The sequence below is a fragment of the Aestuariirhabdus haliotis genome (genome assembly GCF_023509475.1).
GTDB classification, from domain to species: domain Bacteria; phylum Pseudomonadota; class Gammaproteobacteria; order Pseudomonadales; family Aestuariirhabdaceae; genus Aestuariirhabdus; species Aestuariirhabdus haliotis.
In genome coordinates this window covers 1-19,698 of record NZ_JAKSDZ010000013.1, presented here as the reverse complement: position 1 = coordinate 19,698, position 19,698 = coordinate 1, and the positions used below count along the sequence as shown (strand labels likewise).

The 19,698-nt window shown below is 52.8% G+C and carries 16 protein-coding genes; 6 read left to right on the top strand and 10 right to left on the bottom strand.

Annotation, left to right across the window (positions count from 1 at the left end):
• Positions 1-7 precede the first annotated feature (7 nt).
• Positions 8-952: a Nudix family hydrolase gene (locus tag MIB40_RS09885; protein WP_319941648.1), complete on the top strand. Its 945-nt coding sequence runs from the start codon at positions 8-10 to the stop codon at positions 950-952.
• 122 nt (positions 953-1,074) lie between these two features.
• Positions 1,075-2,007 carry a histone deacetylase family protein gene (locus MIB40_RS09880; protein ID WP_249693555.1) on the top strand — a complete coding sequence of 311 codons (933 nt, stop codon included), beginning with the start codon at positions 1,075-1,077 and terminating at the stop codon, positions 2,005-2,007.
• Between the two features lie 72 nt (positions 2,008-2,079).
• Here MIB40_RS09880 and MIB40_RS09875 read toward each other — a convergent pair whose 3' ends face one another.
• From MIB40_RS09875 to MIB40_RS09860, 4 genes are all read right to left on the bottom strand, one after another.
• Positions 2,080-4,776, bottom strand: coding sequence for a bifunctional acetate--CoA ligase family protein/GNAT family N-acetyltransferase (locus MIB40_RS09875; RefSeq protein ID WP_249693553.1), 2,697 nt, complete (start codon positions 4,774-4,776; stop codon positions 2,080-2,082).
• Between the two features lie 184 nt (positions 4,777-4,960).
• On the bottom strand, positions 4,961-6,358 hold the full coding sequence (locus MIB40_RS09870) for a TRAP transporter large permease (protein WP_249693551.1): 1,398 nt from the start codon (positions 6,356-6,358) through the stop codon (positions 4,961-4,963).
• A gap of 3 nt (positions 6,359-6,361) precedes the next feature.
• Entirely contained in the window at positions 6,362-6,934 is a 573-nt protein-coding gene (locus tag MIB40_RS09865) for a TRAP transporter small permease (RefSeq protein WP_249693549.1), read from the bottom strand.
• Positions 6,935-7,089: 155 nt separating this feature from the next.
• Positions 7,090-8,082, bottom strand: coding sequence for a TRAP transporter substrate-binding protein (locus MIB40_RS09860; RefSeq protein WP_249693547.1), 993 nt, complete (start codon positions 8,080-8,082; stop codon positions 7,090-7,092).
• A 490-nt stretch (positions 8,083-8,572) separates the two neighbouring features.
• Between MIB40_RS09860 and MIB40_RS09855 the strand changes: the two genes are divergently transcribed.
• On the top strand, positions 8,573-9,031 hold the full coding sequence (locus tag MIB40_RS09855) for a CopD family protein (protein ID WP_249693545.1): 459 nt from the start codon (positions 8,573-8,575) through the stop codon (positions 9,029-9,031).
• A 187-nt stretch (positions 9,032-9,218) separates the two neighbouring features.
• Here the strand turns inward: MIB40_RS09855 and MIB40_RS09850 are convergent, their stop codons facing one another.
• The 5 genes from MIB40_RS09850 to MIB40_RS09830 form a co-directional block, all read right to left on the bottom strand.
• Entirely contained in the window at positions 9,219-9,575 is a 357-nt protein-coding gene (locus MIB40_RS09850; protein ID WP_249693544.1) for a hypothetical protein, read from the bottom strand.
• 129 nt (positions 9,576-9,704) lie between these two features.
• The gene (locus tag MIB40_RS09845) at positions 9,705-12,554 is read right to left on the bottom strand and encodes a valine--tRNA ligase (protein ID WP_249693543.1); all 2,850 of its coding nucleotides are present in this window, start codon (positions 12,552-12,554) and stop codon (positions 9,705-9,707) included.
• Between the two features lie 172 nt (positions 12,555-12,726).
• Complete coding sequence (locus MIB40_RS09840) at positions 12,727-13,638, bottom strand: hypothetical protein (RefSeq protein ID WP_249693539.1); 912 nt, start codon at positions 13,636-13,638, stop codon at positions 12,727-12,729.
• 6 nt (positions 13,639-13,644) lie between these two features.
• Complete coding sequence (locus tag MIB40_RS09835) at positions 13,645-14,073, bottom strand: DNA polymerase III subunit chi (protein WP_249693538.1); 429 nt, start codon at positions 14,071-14,073, stop codon at positions 13,645-13,647.
• A 66-nt stretch (positions 14,074-14,139) separates the two neighbouring features.
• Positions 14,140-15,633, bottom strand: coding sequence for a leucyl aminopeptidase (locus tag MIB40_RS09830; RefSeq protein WP_249693537.1), 1,494 nt, complete (start codon positions 15,631-15,633; stop codon positions 14,140-14,142).
• Between the two features lie 213 nt (positions 15,634-15,846).
• Here MIB40_RS09830 and lptF point away from each other — a divergent pair, with 213 nt between their 5' ends.
• A complete protein-coding gene (gene lptF / locus MIB40_RS09825; protein ID WP_249693536.1) occupies positions 15,847-16,947 on the top strand; it encodes an LPS export ABC transporter permease LptF in 1,101 nt (366 codons plus the stop codon).
• A complete protein-coding gene (gene lptG / locus MIB40_RS09820; RefSeq protein ID WP_249693534.1) occupies positions 16,944-18,011 on the top strand; it encodes an LPS export ABC transporter permease LptG in 1,068 nt (355 codons plus the stop codon). Before lptF ends, lptG begins: the two co-directional genes overlap by 4 nt.
• A gap of 68 nt (positions 18,012-18,079) precedes the next feature.
• Here lptG and MIB40_RS09815 read toward each other — a convergent pair whose 3' ends face one another.
• Positions 18,080-18,562, bottom strand: coding sequence for an RDD family protein (locus tag MIB40_RS09815; protein ID WP_249693532.1), 483 nt, complete (start codon positions 18,560-18,562; stop codon positions 18,080-18,082).
• A 335-nt stretch (positions 18,563-18,897) separates the two neighbouring features.
• On the opposite strand from MIB40_RS09815, the gene MIB40_RS09810 reads away from it, so the two are divergent.
• A complete protein-coding gene (locus MIB40_RS09810) occupies positions 18,898-19,599 on the top strand; it encodes a hypothetical protein (RefSeq protein WP_249693530.1) in 702 nt (233 codons plus the stop codon).
• Positions 19,600-19,698 lie beyond the last annotated feature (99 nt).

Genomic DNA, 19,698 nt, shown 5'->3' with positions numbered 1-19,698 from the left:
GCGATCGGTGAAAGAGATCCATATTGTGGTGGGTGCATTGAAAAATCATCTCGGCGAGGTACTGATTGCAAAGCGGCCTGATGATACTCACCTGGGGGGGTACTGGGAGCTACCCGGAGGCAAGGTAGAGCCTGGCGAAACCGCTGAACTTGCCCTGTCGCGAGAACTCGCAGAGGAGCTGGGGGTGGTGGTTCGCTCCTTAACGCCCTTGATTCGTATTCATCATCGCTATCCCGATCGTCATATCTTGCTGGATGCTTATCTGATTGATGAGTTCGAAGGCGTGCCTCTCGGTTGTGAAGGGCAGCCTGTGCGTTGGGTTGCGCGGAACGAGCTGGCCCAGATTGACTTTCCAGCAGCAAATCGAGCGCTCAATATGGCGTTGAGGTTGCCCGATACGTATCTGATCAGCGGGCATTTCAATACCGGTGATGAGTTGCTGGCTCGGGTTACCAAGGCGATCGATGACGGCGTTCGTCTGATCCAGTTCAGGGCGCCCTGGCTGGCGGCAGAGGACTATACTGCGCAGCTCCAACCTCTGGTATCAATATGTCATCAGGCAGAGGTGCAGTTGATGCTCAAGGGGAAACCTGATCTGTTCGAGCGTTTTCCAGGTTGTGGCTTGCACCTGACGTCTGAGCAGCTATTTGATCCTGCAATCGCGGTCTGGGCTGCTCAATCCGACCGTAAACCATTACTGGCGGCATCTTGCCATAATGTCCGCGAACTCGAACAAGCAGCCAAACTGGCGGTTGATTTTGCAACCTTGTCACCGGTAGAGCCTACGTCATCCCATCCAGGACAGCCGGGGATTGGTTGGGAATCCGCAACAGCCCTGGTTGGGCAAGCGAGTATGCCTGTTTACCTGTTAGGGGGCATGGGCCGGTCTGATCATGGTCGGGCGATTGCTTCCGGAGCCCAGGGGATTGCCGCGATTACCGATCTTTGGTGATCTGTCGATACGTCTGCTAGACGTAAGTCTCGATGGGCCGAATGGGAGAATCTGTTAGCATGGTCGTATTCGAACGAAGGTTTCGAAACCCAGACTGATACGAACAGAGTGAGCGGGACACTATGCCGACAGCGATTATCTCCCACGTTGAATGCCGTCATCACAGCATGCACGATCACCACCCAGAAGATCCACGGCGCACCGATGCGATCTCTGATCAGCTGATCTCAAGCGGATTAGAACTCTATCTGATGTATGAAGACGCTCCTATTGTCGAGCGTGAGCAGCTGTTGCGAGTGCATGACGAAGACTATCTGGACAGCCTCGACGCTATGTCGCCCGATGAAGGTCAGGCACTGGTAGAGGTGGATGACGATACGGCCATGAATCCCTACACCTTGCAAGCGGCAAGACGAGCTGCCGGTGCTTCGGTACACGGAGTTGATCTGGTGGTTGAGGGAAAAATGGATGCGGTCTTTTGCAATGTGCGCCCGCCAGGTCACCATGCAGAAAAAGACAAGGCGATGGGTTTTTCGTTTTACAACAATGTTGCTGTCGGGGCGGCTCATGCCCTTGAAGCCCATGGTTTGTCCCGTGTTGCGATTGTTGATTTTGATGTTCACCACGGTAATGGGACCGAAGATATTTTCCGCGATGATCCCAGAGTATTGTTCTGCTCCTTGTTTCAACACCCGTTTTTCCCCCACACAGATCCGCACAGTGATCGTGAAAATATATTAAAGCTGCCCATGAGCAGTGGCACGGGAGGAGCTGAGCTTCGAATGGCAGTCGACTGTGCCTGGTTACCGGCTATTGAACGATTCAAGCCAGATCTCATTATGATCTCCGCAGGCTTTGACGCGCACAGAGAGGATGAGATGGGACACCTGCGTTTTGTTGAACGGGATTATCAGTGGATTACTGAACAGTTAATCGCCATCGTCGATAAGGTAGAAGGCTGTCGGGGCATTGTTTCGGTTCTGGAAGGTGGTTATTCACCTTCGGCCCTGGGGCGCAGTGCTGCTGCCCATATTCGCGCTTTGGCCCGGGTATAGCCTGTTCGGAAAAGCGAGCGATGGGAGTGGCGGGAAGGTGAAGTTCCCGCCACCCGTGGGGTACTGGATTGTCTAGCCGGAATTAAACGGCATTCTCATTTCAACCATGCCATCCTCGAGCATAAATTTTACCTTGAAACCCAGCTTGCGAGAGAGCTCTATCATGCCCCGGTTTTCCGGCATGGTATAACCCATAATCTCCTCAATTTGCTGCTCTTTGCAGTAATTGATCACCTTCTCCATCAACATCCTGCCCAACCCCTGTCCCTGCATGTTGGGGCGCAAAATAACCGCGAATTCAGCTTCCGTGTTATCCGGATCAATATGAATACGAACCACGCCCAGGGTCGTGTGCATTCCCTGGTTGTCTTTTTGGGTGGCAATAAAGGCCATTTCCCGGTCATAATCGATCTGGGTGAGGTGAGCCATGGCTTCATGGGTCATTTCACCGACTTCACCAAAAAAGCGTTTGTAGCGATCTTCTCGAGTCAGACTGAGATCAAAGGCTTTATGGCTGGGTTCGTCTTCGGGACGAATCGGGCGCAGCAGCACTGGCTCGCCATTGCGGAGTTCACGCCACTCTTCCAATGCTTTGGGATAAGGTCGAATGGCCATCCGTTGGGCAGGGTGCTCTGGTGTGGGTTGCAGCTTGATGGTGGTATCGAGAACCACAATATCGCTTCCCGATGCCAGGGCAGGGTTCAGGTCTAACTCGACAATTTCCGGGCAGTCGGTGATCAGGTGTGAGACCTGGGTTAATAAAATGCACAAGGCATCTCGGTCCAGACCCTGTGGCAGGCGACGATCTTTGAGTTTGTTCTCGGCCAGGGCTTCGATCACCAGGTAACGGGCGAGTGCCATATTCAGTGGTGGGAGTGCGACGGCAGCATCCCGAGCAGTATCCCAGTCCGACCCACCTTCACCAAGTAGAATGATCGGGCCAAATACGGGATCAGTTTGTACGGCAATACGAATTTCCTGGGAGCCCGAACGCTGAGCCATTGGCTGCAATGCGAGACCGTCCACCTGAGCATCGGGATAGGCATTGGTGACTCGCTCCAGCATCGCCTCGGCGGCGGTTAACACTTCCGCCGATGAATTCAGGTTCAAGACCACCCCACCGACTTCAGACTTATAACGAATCCCTTCGCAGATCACTTTGAGTGCGATCGGGAAACTGAGTTGTTTCGCCAGACTGGCAGCCTGTTCCGGATTCTCGGCAACCAGAGTGGGAATGGTTGGTATACCGTAACTGGAAAGGATGGCGCCCGCATCATGGGTTTCCAGTTGCATATTATTCTGGGCAATCGCCTCGGCAATAGCGGTGTGGGCCGCAGAGATGTCGGATGGCACATTTTCCGGTACGGACTCGGGGGTTTCCAGCAGAAGCTTCTGGTTGCGGCGGTACTGCACCATATGCATAAAGGCACCGACGGCTCCGGCGGGTGTACGAAAGTTGGGGATATTGGCTCGGGCAAAGAGTTTACGAGACTCCTGTACGGTTTCTTCCCCCGTCCAGTTGGTGAAAATATTAGGGCATTGACGGGGTTTGCAGGTGCTCAGTGTATCGATGACCGCATTGGCGTATTCGGTTGCTGGTGCCGCCGCAGCCGGAGCATGCATCAGCAGGATGGCGTCCGCTTCGTTCGCCTCCAGTAATACTTTTAAGACATCGGCATAGCGTTTGGGAGGTGCATCTCCGAGCAAGTCGATGGGGTTTCCGGGTAGCCAGCCGGGTGGCATCACTTGACACAGTTTGTCTTTCAGCTCGTCACTGAATTCTGCTAGCCTGCCCTGGCGTTCGATCAATGTATCTATCGCCATCACGGCCGGGCCGCCGCCGTTGGTGATGATAGCCAACTTTTCTCCCTTGAGGGGTTTGTCATGGGCCAGGGTTTCCACCGCAGCGAACAGTTCATGAAGATCTCTCACCCGTAACATGCCGGAGCGACGAATAGCCGCATCATAGGCGGCGTCCGAACCTGAAATGCCCCCCGTGTGAAGGTGGGTCGCAATAGCCCCCTCATGGGTGCTGCCGGCTTTAAATACCAGTACCGGTTTGTTGCGCGACGCGGCCCGGGCCGCAGACATAAAGCTGCGTCGATGTTGAATCGAATCGATGCAGAGCATAATGGCTCGAGTGTGGGTGTCACGGCACAGGTAATCAATCAGCTCGCCGAAGTCGACATCGCTGGCATCGCCCAGAGAGATAAAGTTGGAGAAACCGATGCCTTTGGGTTTGGCCCAATCGAGAATGGTGGTGCAAATGGCGGCAGATTGAGAGATCAGGGCAATCTTGCCGGGCAGAGCCGGGGTGTGGGAAAAGCTGGCATTGAGGCCAATGGAGGGGATGATCATGCCCAGGCTGTTAGGGCCTAGAATTCTCACCCCGTGGCGTCTGGCACATTCCATCATGGCATCTTTGATGGTCAGCCCGTCTTCGGTTGTACGGTTGGATAACCCGGCAGCCAGGACGATGGCGCTGCGGGTGCCTTTGATCCCTAATTGGTCGATAATATCCGGCACCCGGCGAGCACTGGTGCAAAGGATAGCCAGATCAGGGACGGCAGGAAGATCGTCAATCGAGGCGTAGGCCAGGACACCACTAACGGCTTTGTATTTGGGGGTCACGGGCATTATTGGGCCGGAGAATCCGCCCTGCAAGAGGTTGCGCATCATAACAAAGCCAGCCCGTTTAGGGTTGTTTGATGCGCCAATTACGGCGACAGACTTGGGACGTAATAACTGGGCAATGTGTTTCTGACTCATAGCAGGGAGCCTCAAATGTGCTTCGTTTAGACGACGATAAATTGTTGGGTGTAAAAAACCTTAAGTTAGCTCAATAATGACTTTTATTCCTTGCTCTATTGGTCGCAAAGCGGTTGTTATTCGACAAATCGGGCCATAAAAAAAGGCGGTTCAGTCGAACCGCCTGCCTCAGCTTTGGTGGGGATTAGTACCCCCTAAGTTTATCGATGTACTCCGGCAGAAAGAGAGAGATCTGCGGAATATAGGTGATCAGAATCAGGAAGAACAACAGCAGGCTGAGCCAGGGCAGGCAGGCCTTGATAACCCAACCCATACTCCGCCCGGTAATGCCTGCCGTGACAAACAGGTTGAGACCCACCGGCGGCGTCAGCATGCCTATCTCCATATTGACCACCATGATGATGCCCAGGTGAATAGGGTCGATACCCAGTTGAGTGGCAATAGGAAACAGGATCGGCGCCATGATAAGCAAAATCGCCGAAGGCTCCATAAAGTTACCGGCCATCAGCAACAACAGGTTAACCACAATCAGGAAGCCCCAGGCAGGCAAGCCCCATTGTACGATTGTTTCCGCGATGCTGTGGGGAATCCGTTCGGTGGTCAGAACATGGGCGAACAGCATGGCGTTGGCGATGATAAAGAGCAACATCAGGCTGACCTTGGCGGCGTCCATGACCACCCGGTTGACCTCTTTATCGAAGATCGAACGAGGCAGGGCAACCAGCATGCCGATGCTATTCCGGGCGAATGAGGAGACGATATTCTCGTCCCGATTCCTCCAGGCGGAGTTTTTTAACGGCCCCATATCGCGATAGCCCAGCACGGAAACCAGGTAGGCATAGAGTGCGGCGACTGCCGCCGCTTCTGTTGGGCTGGCGATGCCGCCATAGATGGATCCCAGCACGATTACGATTAGCATCAAACCGCCCATTGCAATGGCTCCGGATTTGAATAGCTGTTTGAAACCAGGAAAAGGCTGGGAGGGTAAACCCTTGATACGAGCCACAACATAGATGGCGAGCATCAAGATGCCTCCCATCATCAAGCCTGGGATCAGGCCGGCCATAAACATCCGCGCTGCCGAAACTTCGGTTGCTGCTGCGTAGACCAGCATAACGATAGAGGGAGGAATCAAAATACCCAGGGTACCGGCGTTGGCAATGACGCCAGCGGCGAAGGATTCCGGATAACCGGCGCGCACCATACCGGCGATAACAATGGTACCGATGGCTGCCACTGTTGCTGGTGAGGATCCGGATACCGCAGCAAAGAGCATACAGGCCATCACCGAAGCCATCGCCAACCCGCCACGTACATGGCCAACGGAGTCAATGGCAAAGTCGATCAGGCGTTTGGCGACACCACCGGTGGAGAGAAATGCCGAGGACAGAATAAAAAATGGAATGGCTAACAAGGTGTAATGTTCGGAGGTTGCTTCGAACAGTTTCAAGGAAATGGATGCCAGCGAATCGCTAGAGAACATCAGAATGGTTGCCACACTGGACAGTCCCAGTGCAATGGCAATCGGCATACCCAGCAGCATAAAAGCAAAGAGCATGATAAACAGAGCGGCTGTGGTCATTGCTTACTTCTCCCTTTGCTCAGACGTTGACTGTGAAAGCGTGTTGTCATGCGCGGCGACTTCATCGGCAAGATGCATACTCTCCTTGGCTTCGTCGGCGAGTTTGAAACCCTCGGCCTGACCAATCATTAACTTCCAGAGCAGGTGAAGAAAGCGCATAGCCAGCAATACAAAACCGATAAACAAAATACTGGTTGCTATCCACTTGGGGTAGGGGAGGTCTTCCAGTTCGATGCCGATCATGTGCAACTTCGACAGGTAAACCCATCCGCCATAAAGAAACAGACCGCAATAAAAAAGACAGAGTACAACGGCGATAATCGCGGCTACGCGACGGGGTGTTTCCGGCAGCAACTTTACAAAGGCGTCTACGCCAATGTGAGCGCCTACTTTAATTCCGTAGGACACTCCGAAAAGTACGAACCATGCCGACATTAGCAGGGTTACTTCCTGCGCCCAGTGAATCCCGGTATTGAAGCCAAAGCGTAATACCACTTCGACAAACACTAGCAGGGTCATTCCAACCAGAAGCAGGCGAATGAATCCCTCCTCCAGGCTGTTAATGAGATCCCTCATAATGGCCTCTCTGTATTTATAGGTTGTCGCAATACATATCCGCTGCGAGTAATAACCCTGGTAACAGGGATTCGGATGAGCCTACGACGATGTATCTGAAAAAATGCTACAGGCAGGGTAAGCATGGCTACCCCGCCTGTAATTACCAAGACATCTTATTTATTGGATGCGACGGCCGCGTCGATATTTTTCTGACCCACTTCGGAAGCAAACTGAGCCCAGACAGGCTTCATGGCGTCAACCCATTGCTGACGCTCGGCATCGGTCAGCATCAGGATTTCAGAACGACCCGAATCGGCAATGGCTTGCTTGTCGTCTTCGGCTTTCTGGGCGGCAATTGCGTTGCCGTGAGCGATGGCTTCGTTCAGTGCTTTGCTGAGCTCGCTGCGAACGTCTTCATCCAGCCCCATCCAGAACTCGGTGGATGTCACAACCAGATAATCGAGTACACCGTGGTTAGACTCGGTGATGTAAGGCTGAACTTCGAAGAATTTCTTAGAGTAGATGTTGGACCAGGTGTTCTCCTGTCCATCGATGGCTTTGGTTTGAAGCAGGGTAAAAACTTCGGAGAATGGCTTTTTCAGGGGCACGCCCTTGACGGCTTCGAACTGCGCCTGCAAAACGTCGGAGGTCATGATTCGGAACTTCTTGCCAGATGCGTCAGCCGGGGTACGCAGTGGATCGTTGGCAGACAACTGCTTCATTCCATTGTGCAGGTAACCCAGACCGATCAGGCCTTTCTTTTTCAGGGAACCCAGCATTTCCTGGCCGGTAGGACCGCTTTGGAAACGTTCAACTGCGGCCATGTCCTTGAACAGGAAAGGTAAATCAAACAACTGCAGGGACTTTGTGTATTTCTGGAACTTGGACAGGGAAGGGGCCGCCATTTGCACGTCGCCGAGCAACATCGCTTCCAGTACCTTGTTGTCACCGAAGAGTTGAGAGTTCGGGAACACTTTCACTTCTACTTTTCCTGCCAGACGCTCAGCAACCAGGTCGCGGAATTTGATGGCCATTTGCCCTTTGGGTGTGTTTTCGGCTACAACGTGAGCAAACTTCAGTTCGACCGGCGCGGCCTGAACCAGTGTGGCTCCTGCGGCAGCGGCGCAAATTGTCAGTGCGGTTAAGGATTTCTTGAGAAGGTTCATGCTTTCTCCCCTGTGGAGTTTTGTGGTTTTTATAGTGCGGGTGCTCGTTGCCGGCCCCGTTTAGCATCATCATTAACGCTCAACTAACATAAGGCAAATAGGGTGCCAGTTGCCGAGTTTTGCGGTAATTACCTATAAAACAAGGGGATACGTCTTGGGTTAGACTTTGGTGTAATGCCGTTTTTGGGTGGTGATCCACCCATCTGTCGTTTTTTTAGGGGTTGGTATACACCCAAAATTTGATCACTAACCCGTCGAATAGCCGATTATGCCTTCTCAGCAGTCTCAAGTTGATTGATTGCAGGGCCACAGGGTGGGTGGTGGCAGTGCTTTTATTGGCATGAGCTTGCTACGTTGCCGTCTTTTCTGGCAACAATCCGGAATGTACAAATATGACCCACTGCTATCTTTATCGCGCCAACTTGTTAGTATCAGGCTACTCTGAGCAATTCTGATAGGGGTTGCACTACCCACTGGAGGAGAAAGACCGATGGAATTATTGCTGGTTGCTCATCTACTGGCCGCCATTATCTGGGTTGGTGGGATGTTTTTTGCCTATATCATTCTGCGTCCGGTTGCTGCCTCCCTGCTGTCTCCCCCCGACCGGTTAAGGCTGTGGAGTGGTATTTTTTCACGCTTCTTTATCTGGGTCTGGTTGGCGATAGTGCTGCTGTGGGGGAGTGGTCTGGGCATGGTGTTCGGAGTGTATGGCTCGCTTATGATGATGGGGTTGCAAGTACACCTGATGCTTGCCGGAAGCGCAGTAATGACTCTGGTGTTCTGGTTTTTATATCGGCGTTTCTGGCCAGAAATGCGTGCCGCTGTTGAGTCGGGGCAATGGGCCCAGGCTGGATCTGCTTTGAATCGGATTCGCTTGCTGGTCGCTTTCAACCTGTTGTTGGGGGTACTGGTTAGTGCCGTTGGTGCGGGTGGGCGCTATGTGTTCTGATACTGTCTGAGCAAAAGGCTTGAAAGGGTTAATGTGCTGGTACATCACCGGATAACATTTTAGCGAGTTGTTTGTTCGGTTTTATCGGCCGTACCAATACAAAAGGCGAGCAGTGGCTCGCCTTTTGTTATTTCCATGCTGATCACTTCAGAAGCGGGTAGAAGCGATAAGGTGCTGCTGAGATGCCTTAGCGGACACCTCGAGGAAGCGTGTCCCGGGCTGCCAGTTTCTGCTTCCACAGTTCCTTGGGCGTCATACCGCCGCTGGTAGAGGTGGTTTTGGTCTTTGCTTTGGGCTTGGCGGTTTTTTTGGCCGCGGGTGCTTTTTTCTCGGCCGCGGCTTTAGGTGCTGCTTCGGGTTTTGCTGGAGCGGCACCGCCGGACAGTTCGGCCGTCATATCGACGAGATCGGCAAGGCGAACCGATTTGCCTCCATCGACGCTGTACCAACTTCCTTTTTGATCCACCACAGGCGCTTTGCCATTGGCTTTTTCAAAAGCTGCTGAAAAATCTGCCAGTACCTGTTCTTTGTCGAGTTTGCTCATAATGTTTCCTGAATCAATCCTGTCGTTATTATCTTATCCAATTGCCAACTGCTTGCTAACCTGTCTAGAGGTTAGGCGTTTCGCGAGGGGATGGCAACTCGAGTGAGTCGCCATCCCTTGTTTGCTGGATTACAGAGAATCTATCTTTTTCAGCTGTTCTTCCAGTGTCTGCTTCGCAGTTTGCGCGTCATTCATTTTTCCACGCTCTTTGTCCACAACCTCTTTGGGCGCCTTATCGACAAATCGGGGATTGTTTAGCTTGCCTTCGAAGCGTTGGATTTCCTTAGAGAGTTTATCGATCTCTTTGCTCAGACGTGCGGTCTCGGCGGCTTTGTCGATCAGCCCGGCCATGGGCACCAGAACTTCCATTTCACCCACCAGACCTGTCGCGCTCATCGGTGCATCAGCCGCGTTAACAGCTTCGATAGAAGCCAGCTTGGCCAGTTTGCTCAGGAAGGTGCGATTAGCTTCAAGGCGCTCGCTCGCGGCGGTGTCCATATTGCTCAGCAGAACCGGGATCTCTTTGCCGGGCGCAATGTTCATTTCGCCGCGAATGTTGCGGACTGCCAAAATGACACCCTTGAGCCACTCGATATCAGCAATCGCTTGCTGATCGACCTTGTTATCTTGGCCGCTTGGATAGGGCTGCAACATGATAGTGTCACCCTTTTTATCAGCCAGCGGAGCCACTCGCTGCCAGATCTCTTCGGTGATGTAAGGCATGATCGGATGGGCGAGGCGTAAGATGCTTTCCAGTACCCGTACCAGAGTGCGCCTTGTGCCACGCTTTAATAATGGACTGGCGTTATCATCCCAGAGTACAGGCTTGGAAAGTTCCAGGTACCAGTCGCAGTATTCGTTCCAGACAAACTCGTACAGAGTTTGCGAAGCGTGATCGAAACGGTAGGCATCCATGGCTTCAGTAAACTGAGTTTCCGTTTGCTGCAGGCGAGAAATGATCCAGCGATCGGCCAGGGACAGTTCTACTTCGGCGCCACTCTGCCCGCAGTCTTCGCCTTCTGTATTCATCAGTACATAGCGCGCTGCGTTCCATATCTTGTTGCAGAAGTTTCGGTAACCCTCCATGCGGCTCATGTCGAACTTGATATCGCGGCCGGTTGAAGCCAGGGAGCAGAATGTGAAACGCAGTGCGTCGGTACCTGAGGCGGCAATGCCTTCGGGGAAATGCTTACGGGTTTGCTGCTCAATCTTCTTGGCAAGCTGAGGCTGCATCATATTTCCGGTGCGCTTGCTAACCAGGTCTTCCAATTCAATGCCGTCGATCAGATCCAGAGGGTCCAGTACGTTGCCCTTGGATTTGGACATTTTCTGTCCCTCCTGGTCGCGTACCAAGCCATGCACATAGACGGTTTTGAAAGGCACTTGCGGAGTGCCGTCATCATCTTTCATAAAGTGCAGGGTCATCATAATCATACGCGCGACCCAGAAGAAGATGATGTCGAATCCGGTCACCAGCACGGAGCTTGGGTGGAAGGTTTTCAGCTCGGGTGTTTTTTCGGGCCATCCCAGAGTTGAAAAGGTCCATAGGGCAGAGGAGAACCAGGTATCCAGCACGTCTTCGTCCTGGCGCAGTTTGACGTCATCCCCCAAATTATTGGCGCTGCGAACTTCGGCTTCATCCCGGCCAACGTAGACGTTGTCATTGTCGTCATACCAGGCCGGAATTCGGTGGCCCCACCACAGCTGTCGGGAGATGCACCAGTCCTGCAGGTCTCGCATCCAGGCGAAGTACATGTTCTCGTACTGCTGGGGAACAAACTTGATGTCGCCATCTTCGACAGCTTTGATCGCGGGTTCGGCCAATTTTTGCACCGCTACGTACCATTGATCAGTCAAGTAGGGCTCGATCACCACACCGCCACGGTCACCGTAAGGCACCTTGAGCGCATGATCGTCGATCTTTGCCAGTAAACCCAGAGAGTCAAACTCAGCGACAATCTGTTTGCGGGCGGCAAATCGTTCCATGCCCCGGTAGTTCTCGGGCAAGGTGTCATCAAGTTCCGTGTTAGGAGTTCCATCGCTGTTGAACACTTCAGCGCTGTCTCGTATGTCGGCGTTGATGGTGAGAATATTGACCATCGGCAGCTGGTGGCGTTTGCCGACTTCGTAATCATTAAAATCGTGGGCCGGGGTGATCTTTACGCAGCCGGTACCAAAGTCGCTGTCGACGTAATCGTCGGCCACGATGGGAATGCGGCGGTTGACCAGAGGCAGGGTCACGTATTGACCTACGAGCGCCTGGTAGCGTTCGTCATCGGGATGTACCGCTACGGCGGTATCGCCCAGCATGGTTTCGGGGCGCGTGGTTGCTACCACCAGATAATCAAGGCCGTCGGCGGTTTTTGCTCCATCGGCTAGCGGATAACGGAAATGCCACAGGTGGCCTTTGCTGTCACGGTTCTCTACTTCCAGGTCGGAGATGGCCGTGTGCAGTTTCGGGTCCCAGTTCACCAGGCGTTTGCCCCGGTAAATCAGTCCCTCTTTATGGAGTCGTACAAAGACCTCTTTGACCGCATTGGAGAGCCCATCGTCCATGGTAAAACGCTCGCGGCTCCAATCAACGGATGCACCCATGCGGCGCAGCTGGCGGGTGATGGTGCCCCCGGACTCAGCTTTCCACTGCCAGATCTTGTCGAGGAATTTTTCCCGGCCGAGATCGTGACGATTGATGCCCTGCGCTTGCAGTTGACGCTCGACAACCATCTGGGTCGCGATGCCCGCATGGTCAGTACCCACCTGCCAGAGTGTGTTGTTACCCTTCATGCGATGATAGCGAATCAGGGTATCCATAATGGTGTCCTGAAACGCATGGCCCATGTGCAGGCTGCCGGTCACATTGGGAGGTGGAATCATAATGGCGTAGGGATCACCTTTGCCACTCGGGGCAAAGTAGCCCTTCTCTTCCCAGGTGTTGTACCAGCTACGCTCGATTTCGTTCGGTTGGTAGGTTTTATCCATGGTGTTCTAGAGGTCTTCTCATTGGATCAGTCAAGCGCAGCATTATACATGCGTCGCCTCCTGACGAGCCATAGGGGATAATCGAATCTACGCGATAATCCTTGCCAATTTATCCTCGGGTCAGGAAAGGGCGAGCAGGGCAAGGTTCGGCGCAAGCAAAGCGAAGGCCGCTTCAAGCGTTGTCGGGCTCATCCAGATTTTCGGGTGGCTCCAGGCTATCGGGGTTATCAAGCAGACTGTACAAATGCTTATGCAATCTCTTGCGCAGGTCGGCCTCCAGGGCGGGAATCATTTCATCGACGATCTCCTGAACGATTAATTCTCCTTCGCTTTCGAGGCGGTTTCGCAGCAAGGCCTGTTGTTCCGGCGATAGTGATGATCGGGGCGATCTTCTTCTCGATGATTTGCGTGATGGGTCTGCGGACAGCGGCTCCAGATAATCATTCTTTGGCGTCTCGGGTTTTATCTGGGCCGGTTCAGGGCTTGATTCCGCGAGGAGACCGCTGGCTTCGGTTTCAGGGGATTGCTCAGGCAATAGGAGTGAGGTTTGTTGCGATGGTTCCCGTGTCACTGATCTAGATTCAAACTCTGAGCTGGATTCAAGCTCTGACCCGGCCTCCGGTTCTGGTTGCGAGGGCTCTTGCGATGTTACCGGCTCCGGCTCTGAGGCTGCTTTTGTCACGGATTTTGTGACTGCGTCAGTTGGAACGGATGTTTTCTCCGGTATGGTTGTTCCGATCTGGTTACTCTGCGCTTTTTGCGCATTGAGCTTATCGAGCGTCTGTTTGGGCAGAAAAGGGTTTTCACCTAGCATGTCTCGGGTGAGCGGCTTTAGAAAGGGAGAGCCACGTTGTACATTTTTGGTGAAGGCCTCTTCGGCGCGTTCGTCAAAATGATCTGTTTCCGTTGTGTCAGGTGGTGACTCTGGCTCGGGGGGCGAAGGCTGGATATTGTCCACTTCGTTGAGGATAGGGATATTATCGCTAGGCGCAGTTTCCCCTTCCAGCTCGTCATCGAGCAGCTGGCGAATCGACATCAGCTCATCCAGCAGATCCTTGTCATCGGCCGATTGTTTCTTGGCCATGGTCGCTTAGCCTCTTATCGAATGGGTGTGCATGGGGTAGCCGCGCTGTTTGTAGAAGCGGAAATTATCTCTCGATTTCTGCTTGGCGTCCGCATGGTTGCTCACAATTTCAGCAACCCGACTAAATCGGCCAAAATAATCTGGTATACGGTCGGATAGATTGATCAGCAGGTCGTGATGATCGCCGGCATCTTCGGTATGACCCAGTTCTATCGGAGTGTTGTTATGCTGTTGCTCGAGTAAGCCATGAGGTAAAAAACGTTCACCTTTATAGCCCCAGAGTAACTCATCCAGCACTTTGGACTGAGTCTCGTCCTGAGTATGGATAAAAACCCTGTGCCCAAGTTGATAGGCTTTCTCGGCCAGGCGGCAGGTGAACAAAAATGCATCCTGTTCCTGTTCGCCTGTCAGCAGATAAAAGTCGATTCGAGTCACAGAGGCCTCGTTATTAAGGTAACAGGCGTCGGCACTGGACGCCTGTCGATCTTTGGTTGGCGCGGATTAGGCAGCGCTATCCAGCAAGAATTGGCTCAGTAAGGCAACCGGACGCCCACTGGCCCCTTTTTTGGCACCGCTGTGCCAGGCCGTGCCAGCGATATCCAGATGAGCCCAGTCGAATTTTTCAGCAAATCGGGCCAGGAAACAGCCGGCGGTAATGGTACCGGCACCGGGACCACCAATATTGGCAATGTCGGCGAAGTTGCTGTCGAGCTGCTTTTGGTAGTCATCGTTCATCGGTAGTCGCCAGGCTTGATCGGCCGCCGAAATTCCCGCCGCGGTGAGCTTGTCAGCGAGAGCGTCATTGTTGCTGATAAGGCCGCTGATATGGTGACCCAGGGCGACAATGCAGGCACCGGTCAGAGTGGCGATATCTACCACGGCAGCCGGCTTGAAACGTTCGGCATACGTCAGGGCGTCGCAGAGTACCAGGCGACCTTCGGCGTCAGTGTTGAGTACTTCGATGGTTTTTCCCGACATGGAGGTGATCACATCTCCGGGCTTGGTGGCCGACGGTCCAGGCATATTCTCGGCGCTGGCGATCATGCCCACCACGTTTATGGGTAATCCCATTTCGCATAAGGTGGTCATCGCCCCCATAACGCTGGCAGCACCACACATATCGAATTTCATTTCGTCCATTCCTGCACCAGGCTTGAGGCTGATACCACCGCTGTCGAAGGTAATGCCTTTGCCCAGCAGAACGATCGGCCGGTCACCTTTTTTGCCCCCCTTGTATTCCATGGTGATCAGTTTTGCCCCTTCGGCACTGCCCGCACTGACTGACAACAATGAATGCATGCCCAATGCTTTCATCTGCTTTTCATCGAGTACTTTACAGCTCAGTTTGGGGTTTTTCTTGGCCAGGTTTTTGGCTCGAGTCGCCAGGTAACTGGGGGTACAAATATTACCGGGCAGGTTACCCAGGTCGCGTGCAGTATGGATGCCACTGACGATTGCCTGGGCGTGTTCGGCGGCACGTTTGGCCTGACCGGTTTGGCTACGATTTTCGGTCAGGACCGTAACTTTGCGCAGGGGTAAGGTCTTGGGGCCCTTTTCGCTTTTCAATTGATTGAACTGATAATTGCTTTCGCCGGTTGCCTGTAACAATTGGCGTGCCTTCCAATAATCATCGGCACCATCGACGGCTTGACCCAGAAGTGCCAGAGTGGCGTCTTTACAACCGGCTTGCTTGATCGCAGCGGCGGTGGCTCGCGCAACCTTGATGAAATCGGCTTGTTTGATCGCTTTATCGCATTGCTGGGTACCAACCAACAGAACCCGTTCAGCCTTGATGCCTGTGAGACCATGAAGCATCAGAGACTGACCATACTTGCCCTTGATATCACCCGCTTTCAATACCCGGCTGATTAAGCCACCGGCGAGTTTATCAATTGCAGTGGCTGCGGCACTCAACTGACCTTTTTCTCCCACAGCAACCACGAGGCAGGCACTTGTTAGTTTTTCCAGATCCCCGGTTTTGGCGATAAATTCCATGTATACTCCGCAAGACATTAGAGGTGGCTTTAAGTGATAATCAATAGCGCAGCAAGAGCCTTGGAGTGCTCCTGTGCTTGACGTTAACTGGACGGGCATTTTAGATATCCAAACTGGATCTCGCGCCGATGACTCAGTTTACGCAACCTAAGGCTTTTTGTCAGCGTTGCAGAGGGTAGCTGCAACCCTATTTGATTCTGGAGACTATTTCGTTTGATCATTTTCCGTTACATAGCAAAAGAGGTTTTACTCTCTTTTTCGGCGGTAGCTGGAATTCTTCTGGTGATCATAATGAGCGGCCGTTTTATCCATTACCTGTCTCGGGCGGCGACCGGGCGGCTCAAGTCTGATTACCTGTTTCAACTGATCGGTTATCAGATTCCCGATTTCCTTCTGGTATTGCTGCCTTTGAGTATTTTCCTCGGCATTTTGCTGGCCTATGGACGTCTCTACGTTGATAGTGAGATGACGGTACTTCGTGCCTGCGGGGTCAGTTCTGAGCGTTTGTTGCTCTACGCCATGGTACCCGGCATCCTGGTGACGCTTATGGTAGGGGCCCTCAGCCTGGCGGTGGCTCCCTGGGCATCGCATAACGCGGAATGGATATTGGCCAAGCAGAAAACCTTTACCGAATTTGATATGTTGTTACCCAGTCGCTTTAACAAGGCATCGCAGGGGCGAGTGACCTATACCGAACGGTTGAGCGAAGATCGTAAACGCATGGATGAGGTCTTTATTGCTTCTCTTGGGGTTGGCGCTTCGCGGGGCAAGGTGACTCTGTTGTTGGCCGAAACCGGTACCCAGGAGATAAAAAGTGATACGGGCAGTCGCTACCTGGTGTTAAACGAAGGCTATCGTTATGACTTCGTTCCCGGTGAGCCGGAACTTCGAATTACCCGATATGAGAAGTACGGTTTTAAAATACCCAAGAACGAAGATGTGATCGAAATATCCGAGGCCAAAGCGCTGAGTACGCCACGTTTATACGGTGATGACCCGGAGCATCGTGCCGAGCTGTTATGGCGCCTGGCGTTACCGGTCATGGTTCCTATTCTGGTGATGTTGGCGGTGCCTCTGAGTCGCGTCAATCCGCGCCAGGGTCGTTTTATTAAACTGATCCCCTCTATTATTTTATACCTTGTTTATCTGGGCTCCATTATGGCTACCCGCGCGGCGGTGGAAGATGATCGGCTGGATTGGCAATGGGCGATGTGGCCTATTCACCTGGGCTTCCTGATGCTTGCGATAGTGCTGAACTGGGGCGGGGCGATCCTGCGCCGCTTCCGTGCCCGCCCCGCAGTGAAGGTGGCATGATGAGACTGCTCGACCGCTATATTGGCACCACAGTCTTTAACGCCATTTTGATGGTGCTGCTGCTGTTGATCTCCCTCGATACCCTGTTTGGTTTCGTGGCCGAGTTAAAGCGTTTGAAACTGGATTATCAGCTCCCGCAGGCGGCCTGGTACCTGATGATGAAGACCCCCAAACGCATCTACGATTATCTGCCCTATGCCAGTCTGGTGGGTTGTCTGGTTGGACTGGGTAGTCTGGCTGGTCATAGCGAGCTGGTGGTGATGCGAGCAGCCGGAGTCAGCTTGAGTCGTATCGTTTGGGCCGTCAGTAAGCCAATGCTGGTGCTGGTGTTAGTGGGCTCGGCGATTGGTGAATATGTCCTGCCCTATACCGAACAAATAGCCGACAGTGAACGGCAGTTACAGCGTGACGGGCTCGAGCCCGGCATGATCAGCCAGTCCGGGGTCTGGCACCGGGAAGGGGATGAGTTTCTCTATTTTAACGTGGTCGAGCCAAACGGTGTATTACACGGCATCAGTCGTTTCAGGTTTGACTCCGACAACAAGTTGCTGGAAACCAGTTATGCGGATCGCGGTATCACCCAGGGAGATCATTGGCTGCTGGAAAATGTCAAAATCAGCCGGGTTGAGGGCGAGCAGATATTCACTGAGCAGCATCAGACCCTGCGCTGGGATAGCGGCCTGACGACTCGTGTCCTCAATATTATTGCCCTGCCTCCGGAAGACCTCTCGATTCAAGGGCTGAGTGCCTATGTAGGTTACCTGCAAGAGCAGGGGCTGGATGCCTCGGAGCAGGCCTTGGCGATGTGGCAAAAGTTGTTACAGCCATTCAGTATCATGGCGCTTGTTATGATCGGAATATCCTTTGTCTTTGGCCCTTTGCGCTCAGTCACCATGGGGCTCAGGATCTTCAGCGGAGTGCTGTTCGGTTTTACCTTTAAGGTGGTGCAGGATCTGCTAGGCCCCGCGAGCATGGTGTTTGGTTTTTCGCCGGTGATCGCAATCGCCTTGCCCATTGTGTTGTGCTTTATGCTGGGGTGGTATCTGCTGCGTAAAGCCGCCTGATTTGCCACTTCGGCATCATTTAAATAAAAAGGCCCGGTCTATGGATCGGGCCTTTTTATTTACACTTGTTATTCGCTATTGTCCTGTTTCCCCAGAGCAACCACCCGAGACATTGAGTAGCGATCGTGCCAGGTCAGGCCCTGCTTATCGATAATGGCCCAAAAAAAACCGCCTCCAAATAGCAGCAACGAAGGGATAGCCACCAGATAACGTAGCAGGCTTTGCCACAAGCTGATCAGGCTACCATCGTCATTCTGTATGCGGATTTTCCAGGCCTGCATTCCCAGAGTCTGCCCGCTTCGGGTCCAGAAGGTTGCGAAAAAAGCAAAAATAACGATGAAAAGCAGTGATGTCAGAAATGCGTCGCCCTGGGTGTTATTGAGCTGTTGCTCGGTTGCCTGACTGCCGCTGGCCATGACACGAACGCCAATATAGAGGGCGGTAATGAGCATCGATAGCGCAATCACCAACAAACCGTCGTAAAACATCGCGGCAAATCGACGCCATAAAGGCGCATTGGGAAGGCGGGTTTCGGGTTTGGGTTGATGCATAGGGCTTGAGTCATAACTGGTCGCTAAAAAGGAGCGACATTCTAGCAGATGCAGTCGGATGTCGGCACTGGACATCGATTTGAAATTTGCGTCATGGGTGCTGTTGTTAAACCTGAAGGTTGGCGTGCAAAGGTCGTATAGCCTTTTTGGGCGTTACGCTGGATACCTTTTATCCCTGTTTTTTTGCCGTCAGGGTCGGTGGGAGTGAAAAATAGTAAAAAAGAGTGATGCTATCGCGTGAAAGGATGGTACACACTGTGTATGGGCAGAACACTGAGCTAGCGCTTGTCAGGGTGAAACAAAAATAACAATCTGCTCATCAAGGGAGATCCGCAATGAAGTTCGCGATGAAACAGATTTGGTGCCTTATCGCACTGATGGCTTTTTCTATCGGCTCCGTTCAGGCAGCTGACATGAGTGATGAAGAGAAGTTTTCCATGCAACTGGTTACCGCCAGTTATATGCTCAGATTCTATAGCTATCTGGGTAATGATTATCACGATTACGCGGGCAGTGATGGCCTGAAGAAAGAGCAGGATCGAGCGGATGGCCTTGCCGCCCGGCTGTCACACTCGGGATCTTACCCGGAGTTACAACCGGCCTGGACGGCGTATCGAGTGGCCATTGAAGAGTTTGAGTTGCGTTGGCAGCAACAGCAGTATCCCGATTGGTATTCCTTACAGGATGTGGATAAGGCTCACCGCAAGGTGCTGGAATTGCTTCACCTGGAGGTGCCTCTGTTCGATACCAATCTTTCTTTGCTCGATATGATGGAATTTTACATGCATAACAGTACGGCGTTGGTGCAAGCGAATCTTCATCCCAGGGGCGTTGACTACAATTTGGCAGCCGAACTCGAGGCGTTTGATAATGGCTTCGAAAGCAAAGTGGAATCCGGTGAAATTGACAGTTTTGCGTCCATGCGTTGGAAGTATATTAAGCCATTGCTGAAAAATACCGAGCTTCGAGTGGCACCCATGACCATGATGCGCCACGGCAGTAGCCTCTCGTTGAATCTGGGTGGTCTTAAGCGTTAGTCAACTAGGGCACCTCTGATTAATTCAGATGAACTCTGGCTTTCAGGCGAATCCAGAATCGCGGCACGTCTTTGCAGTAAGGTCCAGACCTTTCAAAAA